This window comes from Gemella sp., from assembly GCF_057272915.1.
Map to the genome: position 1 here is coordinate 75408 of NZ_DBHIUF010000001.1, position 21438 is coordinate 96845.

15 protein-coding genes are annotated in these 21438 nt (G+C 32.9%); 14 read left to right on the forward strand and 1 reads right to left on the reverse strand.

Annotation, left to right across the window (positions count from 1 at the left end; genetic code table 11):
- Position 1: 1 nt before the first annotated feature.
- The 4 genes from ACO6OL_RS00360 to ACO6OL_RS00375 all read left to right on the forward strand — a co-directional run bounded on the left by ACO6OL_RS00360 (position 2) and on the right by ACO6OL_RS00375 (position 4761).
- Positions 2–544: a hypothetical protein gene (locus ACO6OL_RS00360; RefSeq protein WP_485501744.1), complete on the forward strand. Its 543-nt coding sequence runs from the start codon at positions 2–4 to the stop codon at positions 542–544.
- Between the two features lie 44 nt (positions 545–588).
- Entirely contained in the window at positions 589–1491 is a 903-nt protein-coding gene (locus ACO6OL_RS00365) for an ABC transporter ATP-binding protein (protein WP_455486263.1), read from the forward strand.
- 2 nt (positions 1492–1493) lie between these two features.
- Entirely contained in the window at positions 1494–2693 is a 1200-nt protein-coding gene (locus tag ACO6OL_RS00370) for an ABC transporter permease (RefSeq protein ID WP_485501745.1), read from the forward strand.
- A 754-nt stretch (positions 2694–3447) separates the two neighbouring features.
- Complete coding sequence (locus ACO6OL_RS00375; protein WP_485501746.1) at positions 3448–4761, forward strand: APC family permease; 1314 nt, start codon at positions 3448–3450, stop codon at positions 4759–4761.
- A 573-nt stretch (positions 4762–5334) separates the two neighbouring features.
- Here the strand turns inward: ACO6OL_RS00375 and trpB are convergent.
- On the reverse strand, positions 5335–6543 hold the full coding sequence (gene trpB / locus ACO6OL_RS00380; protein ID WP_485501747.1) for a tryptophan synthase subunit beta: 1209 nt from the start codon (positions 6541–6543) through the stop codon (positions 5335–5337).
- Between the two features lie 493 nt (positions 6544–7036).
- Here trpB and ACO6OL_RS00385 point away from each other — a divergent pair, with 493 nt between their 5' ends.
- The 10 genes from ACO6OL_RS00385 (at position 7037) to ACO6OL_RS00430 (ending at position 21248) form a co-directional block, all read left to right on the forward strand.
- Complete coding sequence (locus ACO6OL_RS00385; protein ID WP_485501748.1) at positions 7037–7852, forward strand: MBL fold metallo-hydrolase; 816 nt, start codon at positions 7037–7039, stop codon at positions 7850–7852.
- A gap of 374 nt (positions 7853–8226) precedes the next feature.
- Entirely contained in the window at positions 8227–9231 is a 1005-nt protein-coding gene (locus ACO6OL_RS00390; protein WP_314160523.1) for an ABC transporter ATP-binding protein, read from the forward strand.
- The gene (locus tag ACO6OL_RS00395; RefSeq protein ID WP_485501749.1) at positions 9224–10156 is read left to right on the forward strand and encodes an ATP-binding cassette domain-containing protein; all 933 of its coding nucleotides are present in this window, start codon (positions 9224–9226) and stop codon (positions 10154–10156) included. The genes ACO6OL_RS00390 and ACO6OL_RS00395 overlap by 8 nt, the downstream gene beginning before the upstream one ends.
- Positions 10156–11121: an oligopeptide ABC transporter permease gene (gene opp4B / locus ACO6OL_RS00400; RefSeq protein ID WP_485501750.1), complete on the forward strand. Its 966-nt coding sequence runs from the start codon at positions 10156–10158 to the stop codon at positions 11119–11121. The genes ACO6OL_RS00395 and opp4B overlap by 1 nt, the downstream gene beginning before the upstream one ends.
- Positions 11122–11135: 14 nt before the next feature.
- Complete coding sequence (locus tag ACO6OL_RS00405; protein ID WP_314160520.1) at positions 11136–12041, forward strand: ABC transporter permease; 906 nt, start codon at positions 11136–11138, stop codon at positions 12039–12041.
- 361 nt (positions 12042–12402) lie between these two features.
- Complete coding sequence (locus tag ACO6OL_RS00410; protein WP_314160518.1) at positions 12403–14205, forward strand: ABC transporter substrate-binding protein; 1803 nt, start codon at positions 12403–12405, stop codon at positions 14203–14205.
- 540 nt (positions 14206–14745) lie between these two features.
- A complete protein-coding gene (locus tag ACO6OL_RS00415) occupies positions 14746–16548 on the forward strand; it encodes an ABC transporter substrate-binding protein (protein ID WP_485501751.1) in 1803 nt (600 codons plus the stop codon).
- Between the two features lie 365 nt (positions 16549–16913).
- Entirely contained in the window at positions 16914–18719 is a 1806-nt protein-coding gene (locus ACO6OL_RS00420; RefSeq protein ID WP_485501752.1) for an ABC transporter substrate-binding protein, read from the forward strand.
- 478 nt (positions 18720–19197) lie between these two features.
- Positions 19198–20091: a DMT family transporter gene (locus ACO6OL_RS00425; RefSeq protein ID WP_314397409.1), complete on the forward strand. Its 894-nt coding sequence runs from the start codon at positions 19198–19200 to the stop codon at positions 20089–20091.
- A gap of 92 nt (positions 20092–20183) precedes the next feature.
- Entirely contained in the window at positions 20184–21248 is a 1065-nt protein-coding gene (locus tag ACO6OL_RS00430) for an endonuclease (RefSeq protein ID WP_485501753.1), read from the forward strand.
- Positions 21249–21438: the final 190 nt, after the last annotated feature.

Genomic DNA, 21438 nt, shown 5'->3' on the forward strand with positions numbered 1-21438 from the left:
TATGAAGTATAAATATGTTCCGGTATTTATAAGCTATGATAAAGTAGCGGATAAAATGAATCATCTTGCTGCTCAAGGATATGAATACGATAAAGAGGCTATAGTGGCGATTAGAATGAAGAAAGTCTCAGAGACTAGCGATAAGCAATATAAGTTTATCTTTGACAAAGACTTTACACCAGAGATAGAAGAGTATTATAAAGTAAGTGGCTGGAAGCTTCATAAGTTTCAATTTTATAATTTGTTTAGGCTAGCTGAAGGAACTTCGAGTTCGTATCCAATATATACTGATACCGAGACGGAATTAGAATTTATCAGGTACAGATTGTTAAGATTTATAGTTTTGTTTATTTTAATAAGTATAATAGGGGTATCGTATTTTACTAATATTAAATGGGTAATTAATAGTGGAATACCTGATGTGTTAGCCATGTTGCTAGGTGGATTAATAGGTGGTATATTTGGTTACTGTATAGGTGGACTTGGAATGTTCATACCAAAATATTTCAAGTTAACAAAAGAAATAAAAAATAATGATGAATAAAAGGGGATTTAACTTTTAAAAAGTTAGAAAGAGAGGCATGGATTATGATTTTAGAATTTAAAAATGTAGAGAAGAGCTTTGGTAATAAAAAGGTTCTTAAAGGTGTTAGCTTCACAGCGAAAAGTGGAGTAGCTAACGGATACCTTGGACGAAATGGTAGTGGTAAAACTACAAGTTTTAGAATTCTGTTAGATATATTTAAACCTGATAAAGGTGAGATTTTACTAGACGGAAAACCTCTAGATCACAGTAAGGTGAAAATTGGGTATTTACCAGAAGAACGTGGAATGTATGATGGTGTTGGACTAGTAGATCAACTTACGTACTTTGGAATGTTAAAAGGCATGAAGAAGAAAGCAGCGCAAACAGAAGCGAAAAAATGGTTAGAGTACTTTGAATTAGAGGATAGTAAACAAGCATTAAAAACTTTATCTAAAGGGAATGCGCAAAAAATTCAAATTATTCAAAGTGTTATGAATGATCCAGATATTCTTGTTTTTGATGAACCATTCAGTGGACTAGACCCGGTGAATGTATCTAAACTGAAAGAAATAATTACAGATTTTATTAAAAAAGATAAACTTGTTATTTTCTCATCTCACCAAATGCCAGTTGTGGAAACATTCTGTGAGGATATTAATATACTAGAAAAAGGGAAAATTACTCTAAGTGGTAATTTAGATTATATTAAAAAACAATTAGGACATGGAAAAATGATCTTGAGTGTTAGTGGTTTTGAGAAAGAGGAACTGCTTGCTAATCTTAAAGCTGTGCCACTAGATATTGAGTATTCATTAGTGCCAGAGGGAGTGCTTCTTGATTTCAAAGAAGAGGGAGCTAAAAAAGAACTTTTAGCAAGATTAGCTGGAAGTACGTTTAACATAGAAGAATTTAAACTTTATAAACCAACGTTAGAAGAGATTTTCAAAGAACAGGTAGGTAAGTAATTATGAAAAATTTTAGTACAGTATTTAATTTTGAATTAAAACAATTTTTTGCCAAAACATCAACAAAGGTTATTATGGCAATATATTTCATTATAGCTATAGGTATAACATTCATACCATCGATTGCGAACAGTAATCTTTTTAAAGGTGAGAGCAATGATAATTTCAATCGTAGTGCATATGTTGTAAAAGATGCAAATATTAAGTTAGATGATCTAAAAGAAGCTAAAAAATATGATAGTAAAGAGGATTTAGAAAAAGACATTAAAGCTAAAAAATTAGATGAGGGTATCGTTTTAACTAAAGATAGTTATGAGTATTTATCTAGACAATCTATTTTTAGTAAAGGTAACAGTGAATTTAAAGAAGCTTTTGGAAAAAATGTAGAAAAATTAGTCTATAAACAAAATGGTTTAGATTATGATAAAGTAACTAACGTAAAAGCACATCTTCCACAACCGACTCCTGTAAATGTAAGTGGAGATTCTGATGCTCAAACTCAAGTAATAAATGTTGTAGTAGTTTATGCTCTTACATTCATCGTTTATATGACAGTAATTCAATTCGGTAGTGTAGTTGCGACAAATGTTGTTAAAGAAAAAAGTAATAGAGCTATGGAATTATTAGTAGTTACTGTAAATCCTAGAACGTTAATTTTAGGAAAAGTACTAGCTTTATCGGTTGCAGTACTTATTCAAATGGGTTTAATCATAGGTGGTTTATTTGCAGGTCTAAAAATTAATGGTTCTAGATATAGCGATAATATTAAACATATTATAGAAAATGTAGACTTGAAAGTCCTTGGTGTCGGATTACTGTTTGCTTTAACTGGCTTTGTAATGTTTATGTTCATGTATGCGGCATTCGCATCATTAGTTAGTAAAATTGAGGATGTCAACGGAGCGATAACTGTACCAATGTTAACATTTATGGGTGCATTCTTTGTGAACTACTATATTATGGGGTCAACAGGAGACACTAAACTTGCAGAGATTTTATCATATGTTCCGTTCACATCATATTTTGTAATGTTTACGCGCTATGCAATAAGCAATGTATCTATCCAAGAATTAGGATTATCTTATGGTATATTAGCTGTAACTACATTACTTGTAGCATTTGCAAGTGTTAAAGTATATAGATTAGCAACATTAAGATATGGTCAAAAATTAAACTTCTTCAAATTATTATTTGGGAAGTAGAAAATATAAAATATAATAACACCACATATTAGATTATCTAGTATGTGGTGTGTTTTGTGTATCTAAGATGACTATTCATAAAATTAGTTGTAGTATTATTTATTCATTGCACTTATTTTATATTTATGTTAAAATAAAATTATAAAGAGAGAGCCGTTTTAAAGACGGTGACTCTGATTAATTATAGTTTAAAATAACTGTCTTAACCGTTCAAAGTTTTAAAGATGGTTATTTTTTATTGTCTTTTTTTAATGCCATAATACATGCACTAACTATTGAAACAATTAAAAGGTTTATTCCAATAATTGTTTGTACAATTTCGTATGCCGACAACTTGCTACTCCCTTCTTCAAGTTTTCAGTGTATGTGAGCATAGCACCAACTCCTTTCGTAAAAAAGTAGCCACCATCTTTGTAGAAAGTATTATAATTTCCAACTTCTCTCTCCGATTTTGATTATATCAGATTAATTAGTGATTATCAATGATTTTAAGGAATTAATATTATTATTTTAATATTGTTAATAATAGTAAGAATTACACGAAAATGACAATTACAATGGAAATAATTATCGTATACAAAATAAATAAAATATAAATATATAAAATTTAATTATATATTTAGAAAAGTGTTATTTTTAATGAACTAGAAGTAAGATTCAAAAAATTCAAATTTTGAGTCTTTTCTTTTTTCTTTTTAGTGTATAAAAGGTTATAATTAGGTATAAAAAATCTGTAAAATAAGGAGATTATTTAATGAATGAACTAAAAAGGACGATAGGCTTTATGCCGGCTTTTATGACGGTAATAGGCTCAGTAATAGGAGCAGGTGTATTTTTTAAAGCTGCTGTTATTTATAAAACTACAGGGACGATGAGCTTAGGGTTACTTGCTTGGGTGCTTGCTGGTATTATTACTATTTGTGCAGGTCTTACCGTTGCGGAACTTGCGGCATCTATTCCTGAAGTTGGTGGGATGGTCGTTTGGATAGAAAGAACTTATGGGAAAACTGCAGCATTCTTATTAGGATGGGCTCAGTCGGTGATTTATTTCCCTGCGATGATAGCGGCTCTTGCGGTTATCTTCTCTACACAAGTTTTAAATTTATTAAACTTAGATAAGACTTGGCATCTTCCTATAGCCATTGCTGCAGCAGCATCGTTAATGTTTCTAAACTTTTTAGGTGGGAAAATCGGAGGAACGATTCAGACTGTAGCTACTATTTGTAAATTGATACCATTAATAGTAATTATTGCATTTGGATTATTTCAAACTGACTCACAACCGTTGCAATTATTCCCTATAGAAGCGGGGAAAGATATTTCGTTTGCTAGTGGACTAGGAGGAGCTTTGCTTGCTGCGATGTTTGCCTATGAAGGGTGGACTAACGTAGGAAGTATGGCAGGAGAGATGAAAAATCCTAAAAAAGATTTACCAAGAGCGATTTTCCTAGGGCTTGCGGTTGTTATGGTTGTATATGTACTTATAAATGTAGCTTACCTTATGACTTTACCATTAGATCATGTTGCAGGTAATCAAACTGTAGCCAGTGAAGTAGCTGCTAAGTTGTTCGGTGGTATTGGTGGTAAAATTATCACAATTGGTATATTGATTAGTGTATATGGAGCGATTAACGGATTCTCGATGGCTGGGATTCGTGTGCCTTATGCAATGGCAAAAAGTGAACAGATTCCATTTAAAAATGTATGGACGAAGTTAAACAAAGGTGCTGTTCCTGTCAATGCGGGATTATTACTTCTAGTAATAGCATTCTTAATGATGTTAACTGGTAGTTTTGATATGTTAACAGACCTATTAGTATTCGTAATGTGGTTCTTCTACACAGCAACTTTCCTTGCGGTAATTATACTACGTAAAAAAGAACCAAAATTAGAAAGACCATATAGAGTTCCGTTATATCCGATTGTTCCTATAATAGCTATTCTTGGTGGAGTTTATACTTTAGTAAGTACTTTAATCTCACAAACATCATTAGCTATGGGAGGAATAGCCTTAACGTTAATAGGATTATTATTCTATACAGAATTACATAAAAAATTTAAAAAATAATAAAAAAGAAACATCGCACATTAGAAAATCTAGTATGCGATGTTTTGATATTATTTATTGCGTTATATATTTTTTTATGTTAGAATAAAGCTATAAAAGAGAGAGCCGTTTTAAAGACGGTGACTCTAATTAAGAATTATAAAAAATAATCATCTTAACCGGTCAAAGTATAAAGATGGTTATTTTTTATTGTCTCTTTTAAGTGCTGAGATACATACACCAACTACAGTTGAAATCAAAAGATTTACACCTATAATAGTTTGTATAATTTCAAACGCAGACAACTTGCTACTCCTTTCTTCCAGATTCTGTTACTTATGAGCATAAGCACCATCTCCTTCCATAGAAAAGTAGCCACCATCCATACCGGAAGCTTTACACTCTCCAACTTCTCTCTCCGACTTTGATTATATCAAATTAAATATAGATAATCAACTATTTACAAGGGTTGATATATCAGTGTTTTTAACTTGTTAATTATAGTAATTTTTACTTATAAATTTAATGTTATAAAGGTGTAATTTTTGAAAAAAACATCGCATATTAGAAAAGCTAGTATGCGATGTTTTGTTGTTATTTATTTCTATTTTCTAAGTAGTCTGCAATTGCGGCTACGTCTTTGTCCCCACGTCCAGATACGTTAACGATAATTACTTTATCTTTATCCAGTTTTGGAGCACGTTTAATCACTTCTGCAAGAGCGTGTGAACTTTCGATTGCAGGGATAATTCCTTCTGTTCTAGTTAATAGAAGTAAAGCATCAACAGCTTCATCATCAGTTGCACTTACGTATTCAGCGCGTTTTGCATCTTTTAGGAATGAGTGCTCAGGTCCGATACCTGGGTAGTCTAATCCTGGAGAGATTGAGTAAACAGGTTTTACTGAACCATCTTCGTTGAATAATGCGTAAGTTTTCATACCATCAACAACACCGACAGTACCAAGTGTTAGTGTTGCTGCGTGACGGTCTGTATCAAGACCACGTCCAGCGGCTTCAACTCCTAGTAATGCTACTTCTTCGTGAGGAATGAACTCAGCAAAAGCACCGATTGCGTTAGAACCACCACCTACACAAGCTACTACTAAGTCAGGTAGACGACCTTCTTTTTCTAGGATTTGACGTTTTGCTTCTTGGCTGATAACTTTTTGGAAGTCTTTTACAATAGTAGGATATGGGTGAGGTCCTACTGCAGATCCTAGTACGTAGAAAGTATCGTCGATGTTTTCAATCCATGCTTTGAATGCAGCGTCAACAGCTTCTTTAAGAGTTTTTTCTCCTTCTTGAGCTGCGTGAACTTTTGCTCCAAGCATTTCCATTCTAAATACATTTAATCTTTGTCTTTCTACATCAAGAGCTCCCATGTAGATTTCACATTCCATACCGAACTTGGCAGCGGCAGCAGCTGTAGCTACACCGTGTTGACCTGCTCCAGTTTCAGCGATAACTTTCTTTTTACCCATACGTTTTGCAAGTAAAATTTGTCCGATAACATTGTTTAGTTTGTGTGCTCCAAGGTGGTTTAAATCTTCACGTTTAAGGTAGATTTTTGCTCCTCCAAGGTGGTTTGTTAAACTTTCAGCGAAGTATAGTGGAGTTTCACGTCCTGAGTAATCTTTTAAGTAATGAGCATATTCTGCTAAAAATTCTTCATCATCTTTGTATTTATCATAAGCTGCTTCTAGTTCATCAAGAGCTTTTTGTACAACTTCAGGTACGAAGCTTCCCCCAAATTCTCCAAAGTATCCTTTTAAGTTGTTTAAGTTATTTTCTAAGTTTGTCATAATTGTTTATTTCCTTTCGAATGGTTTATAAGATTTGTATAATTTTTTTGTTTTACCCCAAAAAGAAAAGACCGTATAGAATTCTATACGGCCCTTTTGCAAAATTTAAAACGATTTTTCTACAGCCGACATAGACACTTTTTAGAGTACACTAAAGTTGCGTCTACGTCATAAAAACATACACACAACATTATCTACGCCAGTTTTGCCAAGATTTTAAAGTTGTTGTTTGTTTCATTTGTAGTTCCTCCTTTTCGTTTTGTTGTATTCATTATACACATTATTTTTTTAGAATGCAAGTCTTTTTTTGTAATTTTTTAAATTTTTCTGACAATTTACAGGAGTAGCCTATTGTAACAAGATTCTAAAGGAGTGTTTACTTAAAATATATTAAGAGATGATTAGGAATGTTCAAGGCGATAGTTCTTTCTACCTAAACCGCTGTAAAAGTGATATAATAGAAAAGTGAAAAAATCAGGTATGGAGGTGCAATTTGAAATTATCGGTATTAGCCAGCAGTAGTAGTGGAAATAGTATCTATATAGAGCACAATAATTTTAGATGTTTAGTAGATGCTGGACTGACTGGGAAAAAAGTAGTAGAGAACTTAGCGAAAATTGAGCGAGATATTAAAGATATAAATGCAATTTTTGTAACACATGAGCATATTGACCATATTAAAGGAGTAGGGGTACTAGCGAGAAAGTACAATATTCCTGTATATGCCAATGCCCTTACTTGGCAGAATATGACGAAATGTGGTGAAATCAGTTCGGATCTTAAGTTTCATTTTGAAAAAGAGGAAAGTAAAATTTTTGATGATGTGGTAGTTAATAGTTTTGGAGTTAGTCATGATGCGATTAATCCGCAATTTTATACTTTTGAGTGTGATGGAAAAAGGGTTAGTATTCTTACGGATACGGGATATGTATCTGACAAGATGATTGATTATGTGAAGGACTCTCATACAATTGTTTATGAGAGTAATCATGAGGAGAATGTTCTGCTTAGTGGACCTTATCCGTGGACGACGAAACAGCGTATTCTATCAGATATGGGGCACTTGTCAAATACAGACTCTGCCAATTATTTAACGAAAATAGTAGGAGATAATACGAGAAATGTCTTCTTAGCCCACCTAAGTGAGCAAAACAATACGAAGGAATTAGCTCGTATGGCAGCGGACATGACTCTTAAACATAAGGATATAGATTGCGTTTTAGAAGCTGATAAAACTATCGATTGTAATGATAAAATAATTATAATGGATACTGATCCAGTAATTCCAACTAAGATAATAGAAATATAATAAGAAATAAGGTCAACTTATAAAAAATGTCCCTCAAAGAATTATCTTTAGAAGTTGATCTTATTTTTTTTCTACTATATAAAATGAGTTGTTATATTGAGTAATTTTTATATGAAAATGAGAGGCTTTTCTGTAAATATTCAGAAAATTCTAGTTTTTTAGTGCCAAATTTTTATTTTTTTATTGCTTTTTTTCTAAAAATTTTATAATATAGTATTATGTAGTTTTTTAAAAAGTTATGATTAATGAAAAAAGTTACAGATAACAAAATAAGTTATGATTTATAATAAAATAAGATAAAAAAGAAAATAAATGAAATAAAGTTTAAAATTGTATTAATTTATTGAGTAATGTTATTGGAAGGAGATAGGCGAATGGAAAAACTATTAGAGATTAAAAATCTAGAGACAGCATTTAGAATCAAAGATGATTATTTTAACGCTGTTGATAAAGTTAGTTTAGACCTTTATAAAAACGAAGTTTTGGCTATCGTTGGAGAAAGTGGTTGTGGTAAGTCGACATTAGCGACAACAATTATGCGTCTTCACAATGAAAATCTAACGAAGTCTACTGGAGAAATTATTTTCAAAGGGAAAAACATACTAGATTTAACAGAAGATGAAATGAATAAAATTAGAACAAAAGATATTGGGATGATATTCCAAGATCCGCTTTCTTCATTAAACCCACTACACAGAATTGGGAAACAAATTGAAGAGGCTCTAATTTATCATACTGAATTAAGTGCAGAAGAAAGACAAAAACGTGTTATTGAATTATTAACACAAGTTGGTATTCCAAATCCTGAACGTTGTGCAAAACAGTATCCACATGAATTATCTGGTGGTATGCGTCAACGTGTAATGATAGCGATGGCGATGAGTTGTAAACCAAGTGTTCTTATCGCGGACGAACCAACAACAGCTCTAGATGTTACAATCCAGGCGCAAATCTTAGACCTTGTTAAAGGGCTTCAATCAGAAATGCAAGCCGGAATTATCCTGATTACGCATGACCTTGGGGTAGTTGCTGAAATGGCGGATAGAGTGGCTGTATTATATGCTGGTGAGGTGGTAGAGATTGGAACTGCGGAGCAAATCTTTAAAAATCCTCAGCACCCTTACACACGTAGTTTATTACGTAGTATTCCTCAACTTGATGATGAAGATGCTAGTGATGAACTTTACGTTATTCAAGGGATGGTTCCATCTTTAAAAACTTTAGATAGACAAGGATGTCGTTTTGCTGATCGTATTCCTTGGCTTAAAGACGAACATCACGAACATAATCCGACTCTACATGAAGTAGAAGAAGGACACCATGTACGTTGTACATGTTACAGAAACTTTGAATTTGAAGGGGAGGAAAACAATGCTTAAAGTTGAAAATCTAAAAGTGCATTATCCTATTCGTGGTGGATTTTTCAATACAATTAAAGACCATGTTTACGCGGTAGATGGTGTTGATATTGAGATTGAAGCTGGGAAAACGTATGGGTTAATAGGAGAAAGTGGTAGTGGAAAAACTACTGTAGGTAAAGTTGTTTTAGGTTTAGAAAAAGCAACTGATGGACAAATTATCTATAAAGAAGAAGATGTTACTAAGAAAGCAGCCCGTAAAAAACTTAAATATAATCGCGATGTTCAAATGATTTTCCAAGACGCAATGTCTAGTTTAAATCCTAAGAAACGTATTATAGATATTATCGCAGAGCCAATTAGTAACTTTGATAACTTATCTGAAGAAGATACTAAAAAACGTGTGTTAGAACTTCTAAACATCGTTGGTATGGGTGAAGAAGCTATGTACAAATATCCATTTGAATTCTCAGGTGGACAACGTCAACGTATCGGGGTTGCGCGTGCGATTGCATGTAATCCTCGTCTAATCGTAGCTGACGAACCAGTATCAGCTCTTGACCTTTCGGTTCAAGCACAGGTTTTAAACTTCATGAAGAAGATTCAAAAAGACTTTAATATAAGTTACCTATTCATTTCTCATGACCTTGGGGTTGTTAAACATATGTGTGATTATATTTATATCATGTACCGTGGTCGAATCGTAGAGCGTGGAACACGTGAAGATATTTATAATAATCCACAACACATTTATACAAAACGTCTTATTGCGGCTATTCCAAGTACTAACTTAGACAAAGCTAAAGAAGTAAAAGAAATAAGAAAAGCTGTTGAAGAAGAATATCAAAAACATTATAACGATTACTTCGATAAAGATGGAAGAGTATATCCACTTAAGAAATTAACAGAAACACACTATGTAGCAATGAAAGGAGGAGAAGTGTAATGTGGAAAGTAGTTTTAAAACGATTTTTAGTAATGATACCACAGTTATTCATCCTTAGTGTACTAGTGTTTGGTCTAGCTAAACTTATGCCTGGGGACCCATTCAGTGGTTTAGCAGAAAACCCAAAAATTTCTCAAGAGCAAATTGAAGCTATTCGTCAAGCGAGTGGATTCTATGAGCCTTGGTATCAACAATATCTAACTTGGCTGAAAAACTTCATGCATGGAGATTTCGGACTAAGTTATACTACTGGTAAATCAGTAGGAACACTTCTTGGAGAAAGAATTTTTAATACATTTAACCTGTCATTATTTACAGCGGTAATCATGTATGCGATTGCTATTCCTATGGGGATGTATGCAGGACGTTATAATGGTTCTAAATTCGATAAATTCGTAAACTTTTATAACTTCTTCTTCCTAGCGATTCCATCATTCGTATTATACTTATTCATGATTGCATTGTTCGGTTTTGGTTTAGGATGGTTCCCAACAAGTGGATCTGTAGATGTTAACCTTGATCCAGGAACATTTTCATACTATATCAATAAACTGCAACACTTAGTTTTACCAGGTATCTGTTTAGCGTTATTATCAACAGTATCGACTGTCCAATATTTACGTAATGAAGTTATCGATGCGAAACAAAGTGACTATGTAAAAACAGCTCGTTCTAAAGGTGTACCAGTTAAAAAAGTTTACTCAGGACACATCTTCAGAAACTCTATTTTACCAATCGCAGCATTCTTCGGATTCTCTATTACTGGATTATTCAGTGGTGGTATCTTCGTAGAAACAATCTTCGGTTACCCAGGAATGGGGCAACTGTTCTACCAAAGTATTCAAGATAGAGACTATAGTGTTGTTACAACATTAATGTTATTCTCTGGATTCTTAACACTGCTTGGTAGTACATTAAGTGATATTATTATGGCGATTGTAGACCCACGTATTAAATTGGACTAGGAGGAAGTTGAACAATGACAAAAGCAAAAGAAGAAAAAGTTATAACTAAAACTCCTTCTGGATTTTCAGTTGTAGCTCGTGAGTTTAAAAAAGACAAAGGGGCGCTTACAGCCCTAGTTACACTAAGTGCAATTTTAGTGTTTGTAGTACTTTTCAATATTTATATCCGTGTCAGTGGTGTATATAGCACTTACTTTGATGTAGATTTATTAAATATTTTCTTAAAACCTGGTGAAGATGGATTCTTACTGGGAACAGATGTAGGTGGCCACTCAGTTTTTGGATGGCTAATGATGGGAATGCTTAACTCTATTCTTATCGCAGTAGCAGTAACGGTTATAACTATTGGTTTTGGTACTGCAGTAGGATTAGTTATTGCATATTACGGTGGACGTGTCGATAATATTGTGATGCGTTTAGTAGATTTTATGGTAATTATCCCAACTTTAATGGTAATTATCGTATTCGTAAGTATCAAACGTGATTACGGTCTTGTGCTGTTCATCTTGATCTTATCAGCATTTGCATGGATGAGTTCTACTCGTTTAGTACGTAGTAAAGCTTTATCAGAATCACGTCGTGATTACGTATTAGCTTCAAAAACAATGGGAACACCTGATTGGAAAATCATGTTACAAGGCATCTTACCTAACATTAGTTCTATCATTATCGTAGAAGCTACGCTATCATTAGCGGCTAATATGGGTATCGAGGTAGGTTTAACATACCTTGGATTCGGTCTTCCAGCAGGAACACCAAGTATCGGTACTATGTTATCTTATGCAAAAGATGCAGACGTACTTATTAACAAAATGTACATCTGGCTGCCAGCAGCCCTTGCGATCTTAATTATCGTATTATGTATCAACTCTATCGGTGGAGCATTAAGACGTAGTTTAGATGCTAGACAAAGATTATAATTTTAAAGGTCATGTAGAGATTTTCTACATGACCTTTATTATTTATAAAATATTATTTACAAATAATATCCAATTTCATTGTTATAGAATTATAATTTAAAAGATGTTAAATAAATAAGTTTGAAAATAAAAATCTTGATTATCATAGTAAAATAAACTTAAATTTCGTGTGTTACTACATAAATTTCAAGTGTTAGATTTAGATTTCTGGTAAATATAAAATCTTATTTCAGTGAAAATTAAAAAAACATTGTAAAATTTTCTGACAATTACTTGACTAGTATGAGATTTTTTGTTATAATTGCTAAAAATAAATATTTTAAAGAAAGGCTGTATGTAATACAGCATGGAGGATAAGATAATGGAAAAGAAAAAAATGTTAAAGGTAGTTAGTTCAGCTATGGCTCTCACAATGTTACTTGCAGGATGCTCAAGCGCAAGTAACAATTCTAAAGGAAGCAAAGCTGCTGTCGAGTTCAAGACAGCTGTAGACAATGGTGGAAATGCACTTAGTGGCCAACAACTTAAAATTGGTATTGCTTCTGCAGATCCACTAACAGGGATGTTTAACCCAGTATTTTATTTACAATCAACAGATTATGATGTAATGAAATATACAATGGCAGGAGCGTTCCCACTTGACGATGCAAACCGTCAAAAACAAGATGATAAAGAAGCACCGGTTATGTTCCACGTAGATCGTGACAAAAAAGAAGTTACATTAACTATCCATAAGGATCTTAAGTGGAGTAATGGAGAAGATGTAAAAGCAGATGATATCGTTGCGACTTATGAACTTATGGGGAATCCTAAGTATACAGAAAACGTTCGTTACAGTGATGAATACGAAGTAATCGAAGGTATGAAAGAGTACCATGATGGAAAAGCTAAAAACATCTCTGGTGTAGTTAAAAAAGATGATAAAACAGTAGTACTTAAGTATAAAGAAATTAAGCCATCATTATTATGGGGTAATGGATTCATCGGAGAATTCTTAAACAAGGCTCAAGTAGAAGCTGCATCAAAAGACTTCACTAAATTTGTTGAAGCAGACTTAAACAAAAAACCATTATCTTATGGACCATATTATTTAGATAAAGTAGTAAACGGGGAAAGTGTATTAGCGAAAGCTAACCCCTATTACTACAAAAAATCTGAAGTGAAAATTCCAGAAATCCAATTCAAAGTAGTATCACCAGCTCAAGCAAGTGCTGTTCTTAAAAACGGTGATGTAGACTTAATGGATAGTTTAACTACAGGTATCTGGGATGGTACTAAAGACGCTAAGAACGGAACAATCTTAGGAGAATCTGATTACTATATCTCTTATGTTGGATTCAAACTAGGTAAATTCAACAAAGAAAAAGGTGAAGTAGAAGTAGATCCAAACGCAAAAGCTGCAGATAAACGAGTGCGTCAAGCATTTGGATATGCAGTAGACTGGGATCAAATCAATGAAAAAATCTATAAAGGATTACGTTTCACACCAACTGGTTCTGGATTCTATCCACCAATCGTTAAAATGTTCCACAACAAAGACGGTGAAAAATATACTAAGAACGTAGAAAAAGCGAAAAAACTTCTTGATGAAGCAGGACTTAAAGATACTGACGGAGACGGATTAAGAGAAGATAAAAACGGTAAAAAACTTACATTCAACTTCGCTATCCGTAACGTAGGTCAAGATTTCGACCAAACATTAGCTGATACATTCGTTAAATCTTGGAAAGAAGTAGGATTAGATGTTAAATTAGTAGATGGAAAACTTATGTCATCTAAAGACTGGTCTCAACGTGTACAAGCAGATGATCCAGGAATCGACATCTTCCAAGGAGCTTGGGGATTAGGAAGTAACCCTGACCCAAGTGGATTAGTAGGAAAAACTTCACCACTTAACTTACAACGTTACACAACTGAAGAACTACAAAAATCATTAGATGCAATGGGAAGTAGTGATATGTTTGATGATGCTAAACTTAAAGAAGCATATCAAAAATTCGATAAACAATTCAGAGAAGAAGCTGCTTGGTTACCATTCAGCTGGCAACAACAAATGACATGGGTTAACAAACGTGTTAAAACACTTGATTTAGCGAAACTAAAAACTGGTGAACAAAATGTTTACAGTTTAGAGTTAACAGCTGATGCACCAGCAAAAAATTAATTTAGTTTAGGAATGAGATTTGGCTAAGGGCACTTAGTTGAATTTCCCCCTAATAAACTTATATTTCATTTTATTTTCAATTAATTTTGAGAGGGATGGAAAATTAGAATTTCATAGAATATTTTGATTGAAGCCCTCTCAACTTTGAAAATATAAATATACAGTTTATATTATAGAAATATTAATTAAAAAATAGATATAACTTTTTAAATAGAGAATTAATTAACGAGGGGATAACCCAAAATATTAAATTTTAAAAAAGTTTATATGAGAACTCATAGACGCAGGAGTTTAGTAATATCTAAATTTACTTTTAAAAAGTTTTTTAGATATTATTAAACTTTGATGGGATGGCTTTATAAAATCAATCTTTCTGAAATTATAATTTTTAAGTCATACTCATATTCTTAATAAAATATGTAGAGCTACTATTTTACATAGATTTAAGGCGAAGTATCGTACTTTAATGTAGCAAGGATACTTCGTCTTAAATTTTGTTATTTTTAATTATCAACAAACTAGAGTTATATTGGAGGAAAAATGAAGAAAAATAAATTTTTAAAAGTATTCAGTTCAGCAATGGCACTATCAATCATTCTTGCAGGATGTTCAACATCATCAAAATCATCAAAAGATGGGAAACCTGCGGTAGAATTTAAAACATCTATTGATAACGGTGGAAGTGCAGTAAGTGATTCTGTGCTAAAAGTTGGTATCTTAAGTGCTGATCCACTAACAGGTATGTTTAACCCAGTATTTCACCTACAAGCAACAGACAATGCAGTAATGGAAGATACTATGGCACACACATTCGCTTTTGATCATTCATATAAATTAAAAGAGGATGATGAAGACGCACCTGTTAAGTTCCATTTAGATAAAGATAAAAAACAGGTAACACTTACTATTCGTAAAGATTTAAAATGGAGTAATAATCAAGACGTAGTTGCGGACGATATTATCGCAACATACGAACTTATGGCTAACCCTAAGTATAAAGATAATATTCGTTATAAGAGCGAATTTGAAACAATAGAAGGATTAAAAGATTATCACGAAGGTAAAGCTGAAAAAATCTCAGGTATTACTAAAAAAGATGACAAAACAGTAGTTATTCAATATAAAGATGTAAAACCAGCTCTTCTTTGGGGAAGTGGCTTCATAACAACATTCCTTAATAAAGATCAAGTAGCTGCAGCATCAAAAGATTTCAGCAAATTTGTAGAAGCGGAATTAAATACAAAACCATTATCTTACGGTCCATACTACTTAGATAAAGTAGTAAATGGAGAGAGTGTACTTGCTAAACAAAATCCATATTACTACAAAAAAGATGATGTAAAAGTAAAAGAAATCCAATTCAAAGTAGTTGCGCCAGCTCAGGCAAGCTCTGTAATTAAAAATGGTGAAATTGACTACATGTCACAAGTAACTCCAAATGTATGGAGTGCGGTAAAAGATTACTCAAATGGAACATTACTAGGACAACCAGATTTCTATATTTCATATGTAGGATTTAAGCTAGGTACATGGGATAAAGAGAAAAATGAAGTTAAAGTAAATCCGAACGCAAAAGCAGCGGATAAACGTGTACGTCAAGCATTCGGTTATGCGGTAGACTGGGATCAATTAAATGAAAAAATCTACAAAGGACTTCGTTTCACACCTACAAACTCAGGTATTTATCCAACACGTTCAGAAGATTATTATGATAAAGATGGATTCAAGTACAAAAAAGATGTAGAAAAAGCGAAAAAACTTCTTGATGAAGCGGGGCTTAAAGACGTTGACGGAGATGGATTAAGAGAGGATAAAGATGGTAAAAAATTAACATTTAACTTCGCCATCCGTAATACAGGTCAAGACTATGATCAAACTCTTGCTGATGCATTCATTAAATCATGGAAAGAAGTTGGACTAGATGTAAAACTAGCTGATGGAAAACTAATGTCATCAAAAGATTGGACACAACGTGTAACGAGTGACGATCCGTCTATCGATTTATTCCAAGGGGCGTGGAGCTTAGGTACGAATCCGAACCCAGCACGTCTATTAAGTGATAAAGCTAAAGTTAACTATCAAAGATATATGAGTGATGTGCTTAAAAAAGACTTAGAAACAATTAACTCTAAAGAAATGTTAGATGATGCTAAGCGAAAAGAAGCATACAAGAAATTCGATAGAGACTTTGCAGAAGAGGCTGCTTGGTTACCATTTAGCTGGAGTACAGATATCACATGGGTAAATAAACGTATCAAAAACTTCGATGTTAAAAAATACGCTTATGGTGAACAAAAACTATATGCATTAGAGCTTACTAATAAAGATAGTGCTAAAGGATAATTTAAAAAGTTTATATTAAGTTTATAAGGATTACTCAAGAAACAACTTGAGTAGTCCTTCTTTATATAAGAAAATAAATATGTCAATTTAACAAAATTTTGAAAAGAATAATTAGTTTATGGATACTGAATATCCTTGATATGTAAGTAAAGTAAAAGATATGTGCGTTTTATAAATAATAATTTACAAGATAGTTTATTGATATTAAATTTATGTTTTTAAAGAAACGAACAGAAATTTCAAAAAAGAATTTTGTTATTTTTATATTATTTTCTGAAAATTCACTTGACTTATTTTTGAAATGATGTTAAAATTATTTCATAAATAATTGAAAATAAGTTTTTATATAACATGGAGGAAATAAAATGAAAAAGAATAAGTTTCTTAAAGTATTTAGTTCAGCGATGGCTCTTTCAGTAATTTTAGCTGGATGTTCAACATCAAGTAATTCTGGAAGCAAAAACGCTCCTAAAGCAAAAGTAGAATTTAAAACAAGTTTTGATAACGGTGGGTCAGCTGTAGATGGTGCTACATTAAAATATGGTATCTTATCAGCTCAACCATTAACAGGTCTTTGGAACCCAGTATTCTCTGATAAAGCAGAAGATCAATACGTAAACCAAGCAGTTATGGGTGGAACATTCCCTGCTGATGAAGAGGGACGTGTTGTCCAAGATGATGCTGATGCAGCGGTTAAATTCCACTTAGATCGTGAGAAAAAAGAAGTTACATTAACTATCCACGACGGTGCTAAATGGAGTAACGGTGAAGCATTCACATCAAAAGATATCGTAGCTACATACGAACTTATGGGCAACCCTAAATTCACTACAAACACTCGTTACAACGAATCATTTGAATTAATCGAAGGTATGAAAGAATACCATGCTGGAAAAGCAAAAAACATCTCAGGAATCCAAGTTAAAGATGACAAAACAGTAGTACTTAAGTACACTGAAGTACGTCCAGCATTACTATGGGGTGAAGGTTTAGTTACTGACTTTTTAAACGCTAAACAAGTTGAAGAAGCTTCTAAAGACTTCGCTAAATTTGCTGAAGCAGACTTAAACAAAAAACCATTATCATATGGTCCTTACTACATCACTAAAGTAGTAAATGGAGAAAGTGTTCTTGCAGAACAAAACCCTCACTACTACAATAAAGATAAGATGAAACTTAAAAAAATCGAGTTCAAAACAGTAGCTCCAGCTCAAGCAAGCCAAGTAATCAAAAATGGAGAAGTTGACTATATCGATAGCGTTACTCCAAGTGTTTACGAAGGAGCTAAAGATATCAAGAACGGAACATTCTTAGGAGAAGCTTCTCGTTACATGTCATATGTTGGATTTAAACTAGGTAAATTCGACAAAGCTAAGGGAGAAAACGTAGTTGATCCTAACTCTAAATTAGCTGACAAAAACTTACGTCAAGCATTCCTATATGCAGTTGACCGTGACCAAATCAATGAAAAAATCTTCAAAGGATTACGTTTCACTCCAACTGGATCTGGTATGTACCCGGCAGCTGTAGGTAAATTAGTAAACGAAAATGCGACTGCAGCTAAAAAAGATGTAGAAAAAGCTAAAAAATTATTAGATGATGCAGGATATAAAGATAAAGATGGTGACGGACTACGTGAAGACAAAAACGGAAATAAACTTTCATTCAACTTCGCAATCCGTAACACAGGTGCTGAATATGACCAAGCATTAGCTGACGTATTCGTTAAATCTTGGAAAGAAGTAGGATTAGATGTTAAATTAGTAGATGGAAAACTTATGTCTCCAAAAGACTTCTCTCAACGTGTACAAGCAGATGATCCATCAATCGACATCTTCCAAGCTGCATGGCAATTTGGAACAAACCCTAACCGTCAAGAGTTACTAGGTAAAAAAGCTCCATTAAACTTATACCGCTACACTACTGAAGCATTCGAAAACAGCTTCAAAGCTCAAGGATCAGCAGATATGTTCGACGAGGCTAAATTAAAAGCAGCTTACAACAAATTTGACACAGAAGTAGCTGAAGAATTACCATTCTTCCCATTAAGCTGGGATACAAGTATCACATTCTTCAACAAACGTGTTAAATCATACGATTTAGCTAAAGCTAAGAAAAACCAATTCAAACTTTATGACATTGAGTTAACAGCTAACGAAGGTGCTAAATAATAAAAATTAAAATGCGACATAGATAACTTTGGTTGTCTATGTCGTTTTTTAGGTTATTAGTATTTCCTTGGGAATATTCAAAATGTTTAATAAAATCATTGGAAAATTTCAAACCTGAGTTTCAGTTGAAAATTAGTTTCAGGTTAAGGTACCAAAAAAGATCTATATTTTTATATGAGAACCTATATACGCAGTGGTGTATAGATATCTAAATTCGTTTTAAAAAAGCATTTAGATATCTAGTAAATCACAGTGAAAAGTGATTCAACAAAATCTTGTTTCTATGAAATCGCGATTGTTGAGTCACTTCCTTACTTTGAGGATTAACAGAAAATATTAGTTGTCGTATGTGATAGCTAACAGTTGAATTTTTTGTAAATAACGTATAAAATTATAAAAGTGTATTGTATTTATTACTATGATAGTGAATACTTTTAGAATTTTAAAATTCATAAAAATTTATAGGAAAGGTGTATTAATGAGAAAATTTATTTCAGAGTTATTGTTAATAATTGTTACAATTATTTGGGGATTAGCTTTTATCTGGCAAAATATTGCGAGTAAGGTTCTAGGACCTCTTACAGTTGTAGGTATAAGATCAATAATCGCAGTAGTATTTCTTGGTGCTGTAGCACTTCTGATTCCAAGTTTGTATAGAAGTCAGGATCCTAAAATTTTGGCAGAGCCAATAACAAAAAGTAAGAGTTGGATACTTGGTGGTATCTGTGGAATAGTATTATTTTTTGCAATGTATATTTCGCAAATAGGTATTGGGATGACAACAGCAGGGAAAGCTGGATTTATTACGGTGTTATACATTTGTATAGTACCATTTATCGGGGTATTCTTAGGTAATAAGCTTAATAAATTCTTTATTATAGGATTAATTTTATCAGTAATTGGTTTTTATTTCTTATCGGTAAAAGAAGAATTTGCTTTAGAGATGGGGGATATTATCGTCTTAATCAGTGCAGTTCTATTCGGGATTCATATAATTGTTATTGATTATTCAGCTGTTAGAGTTAATTCAATGTTCTTATCTATCGTTCAATTAGTCGTTGTATCTGTATTAAGTTTAGTACTAGCTATTTTCAAGGAGACAATCGTCTTTGCGGACATAATGAGCGTTATCTGGCCGTTACTTGCTATAGGGGTACTTTCTAGTGGAGTAGGGTATACTTTGCAGATTGTAGGACAAAAAGATGTTCCACCGCATACAGCGTCGTTAATATTAAGTTTAGAGTCTGTTGTAGCTGCGATAGGTGGAGTGCTTATTCTTGGTGAGCATATAGGGCTAAGAGAAGGAATAGGTATGCTTATCGTCTTTGTAGGTATTATAGTTTCACAACTACGTGATAAAAAGAGTAATTAAATAATTTAAAATGAAATTTAATGGAGGGCAGCTTGAAAATCATGATTTATAAATAGATTTCCTTGCTTCTTCTATTTTTTATGAGGTTAAAGATGAAAAAAATATTAAAGATAGTATTAGGGTTAGTGCTTATGGGGATTTTAGGGTTTGCAGGATTAGTTGGATATTTATGGGCTACAGAATATAGTCCTAATGGAGTTGAGAGCTTAAAGGTAACTAAACAAGGTACTTCAGAAAGTGCTAAGGTAGGAACAGAGTACACAGCTCTTAACTGGAACATAGGCTATGCTGGTCTTGATAAAGATGAAGACTTCTTCATGGATGGTGGAAAGATGGTTCTACCACTTGATAAAGCTCATGTTGAAGAAAACCTAAAAAACATTACAGAGATTGTTAAAAATGAAAAAGCTAATGTTAATTTTATTCAAGAAATAGATGAAGATTCAAAACGTAGTTATAATATAAATCAGGTTACTAAATTCGATGAAATACTTGGCTTAAATAGTATTTTAGCATATAATTTCAAGGTTAGATATGTACCTTATCCAGTACCTCCGTTAGGGAAAGTAAAAAGTGGTATCTATACTGCGACTAGTTTCAATGTGGAGAATGCAAGAAGATTCCAAATGGCGATTCCATTTACATTCCCAGAAAGACTTGCTAATTTAAAACGAGGATTCTCTGTTATTTATACAAAAGTAGAAAATAGTGATAAACACCTAGTATTGATAAATGCTCACTTGGATGCTTATGATAAAGGTAATTCTGGAAAAAAAGCTCAGATGAAACAACTTCTTGAATTTATCGATTATGAGTATAAGAAAGGTAATTATGTCCTTGTTGGGGCAGATTTTAATCAGTCGTTAAAAACTTTAACACAAGATGAAATTAATATTGTTCCAAAAGAATTATGGCGTGCTGAGAACCTAGATAAGAGTATGTTACCTGCAGGATTTAACTTAGTGTATGATGAAAGTAAAAATTCTGCGAGACTTAATAATAAACCTTACGTGAAAGGTAGTGAAGGTACTTATGGCTTTATTATCGATGGATATATTGCTAGTGATAATATAGAAGTACTTGGAGTAGAGACGCTAAATCAAGAGTATAGATATAGTGATCATAACCCGGTAAAACTAAGATATAAATTAAAATAGAATAAAAGAAGCGGCTTGGAGATTAAGTTCAAAGAGTTGCTTTTTGTTAAGTATTATTCGATAACCTACTGTTTTAATGTAGCTTTAGACGCCTTTAATTCTTTTGCATTGCAAAAGGACTTTCCGGCTAAAATCAAAGCCTGTAGTCTTTGATTTTCTAAGTAAAACTATATGTTTTACTGCAGCTACT

Coding starts and splice junctions, on each gene's coding strand:
- ACO6OL_RS00360 (WP_485501744.1), top strand. CDS start 2: ATGAAGTATAAATATGTTCCGGTATTTATAAGCTATGATAAAGTAGCG.
- ACO6OL_RS00365 (WP_455486263.1), top strand. CDS start 589: ATGATTTTAGAATTTAAAAATGTAGAGAAGAGCTTTGGTAATAAAAAG.
- ACO6OL_RS00370 (WP_485501745.1), top strand. CDS start 1,494: ATGAAAAATTTTAGTACAGTATTTAATTTTGAATTAAAACAATTTTTT.
- ACO6OL_RS00375 (WP_485501746.1), top strand. CDS start 3,448: ATGAATGAACTAAAAAGGACGATAGGCTTTATGCCGGCTTTTATGACG.
- trpB (WP_485501747.1), bottom strand. CDS start 6,543: ATGACAAACTTAGAAAATAACTTAAACAACTTAAAAGGATACTTTGGA.
- ACO6OL_RS00390 (WP_314160523.1), top strand. CDS start 8,227: ATGGAAAAACTATTAGAGATTAAAAATCTAGAGACAGCATTTAGAATC.
- ACO6OL_RS00395 (WP_485501749.1), top strand. CDS start 9,224: ATGCTTAAAGTTGAAAATCTAAAAGTGCATTATCCTATTCGTGGTGGA.
- opp4B (WP_485501750.1), top strand. CDS start 10,156: ATGTGGAAAGTAGTTTTAAAACGATTTTTAGTAATGATACCACAGTTA.
- ACO6OL_RS00405 (WP_314160520.1), top strand. CDS start 11,136: ATGACAAAAGCAAAAGAAGAAAAAGTTATAACTAAAACTCCTTCTGGA.
- ACO6OL_RS00410 (WP_314160518.1), top strand. CDS start 12,403: ATGGAAAAGAAAAAAATGTTAAAGGTAGTTAGTTCAGCTATGGCTCTC.
- ACO6OL_RS00415 (WP_485501751.1), top strand. CDS start 14,746: ATGAAGAAAAATAAATTTTTAAAAGTATTCAGTTCAGCAATGGCACTA.
- ACO6OL_RS00420 (WP_485501752.1), top strand. CDS start 16,914: ATGAAAAAGAATAAGTTTCTTAAAGTATTTAGTTCAGCGATGGCTCTT.
- ACO6OL_RS00425 (WP_314397409.1), top strand. CDS start 19,198: ATGAGAAAATTTATTTCAGAGTTATTGTTAATAATTGTTACAATTATT.
- ACO6OL_RS00430 (WP_485501753.1), top strand. CDS start 20,184: ATGAAAAAAATATTAAAGATAGTATTAGGGTTAGTGCTTATGGGGATT.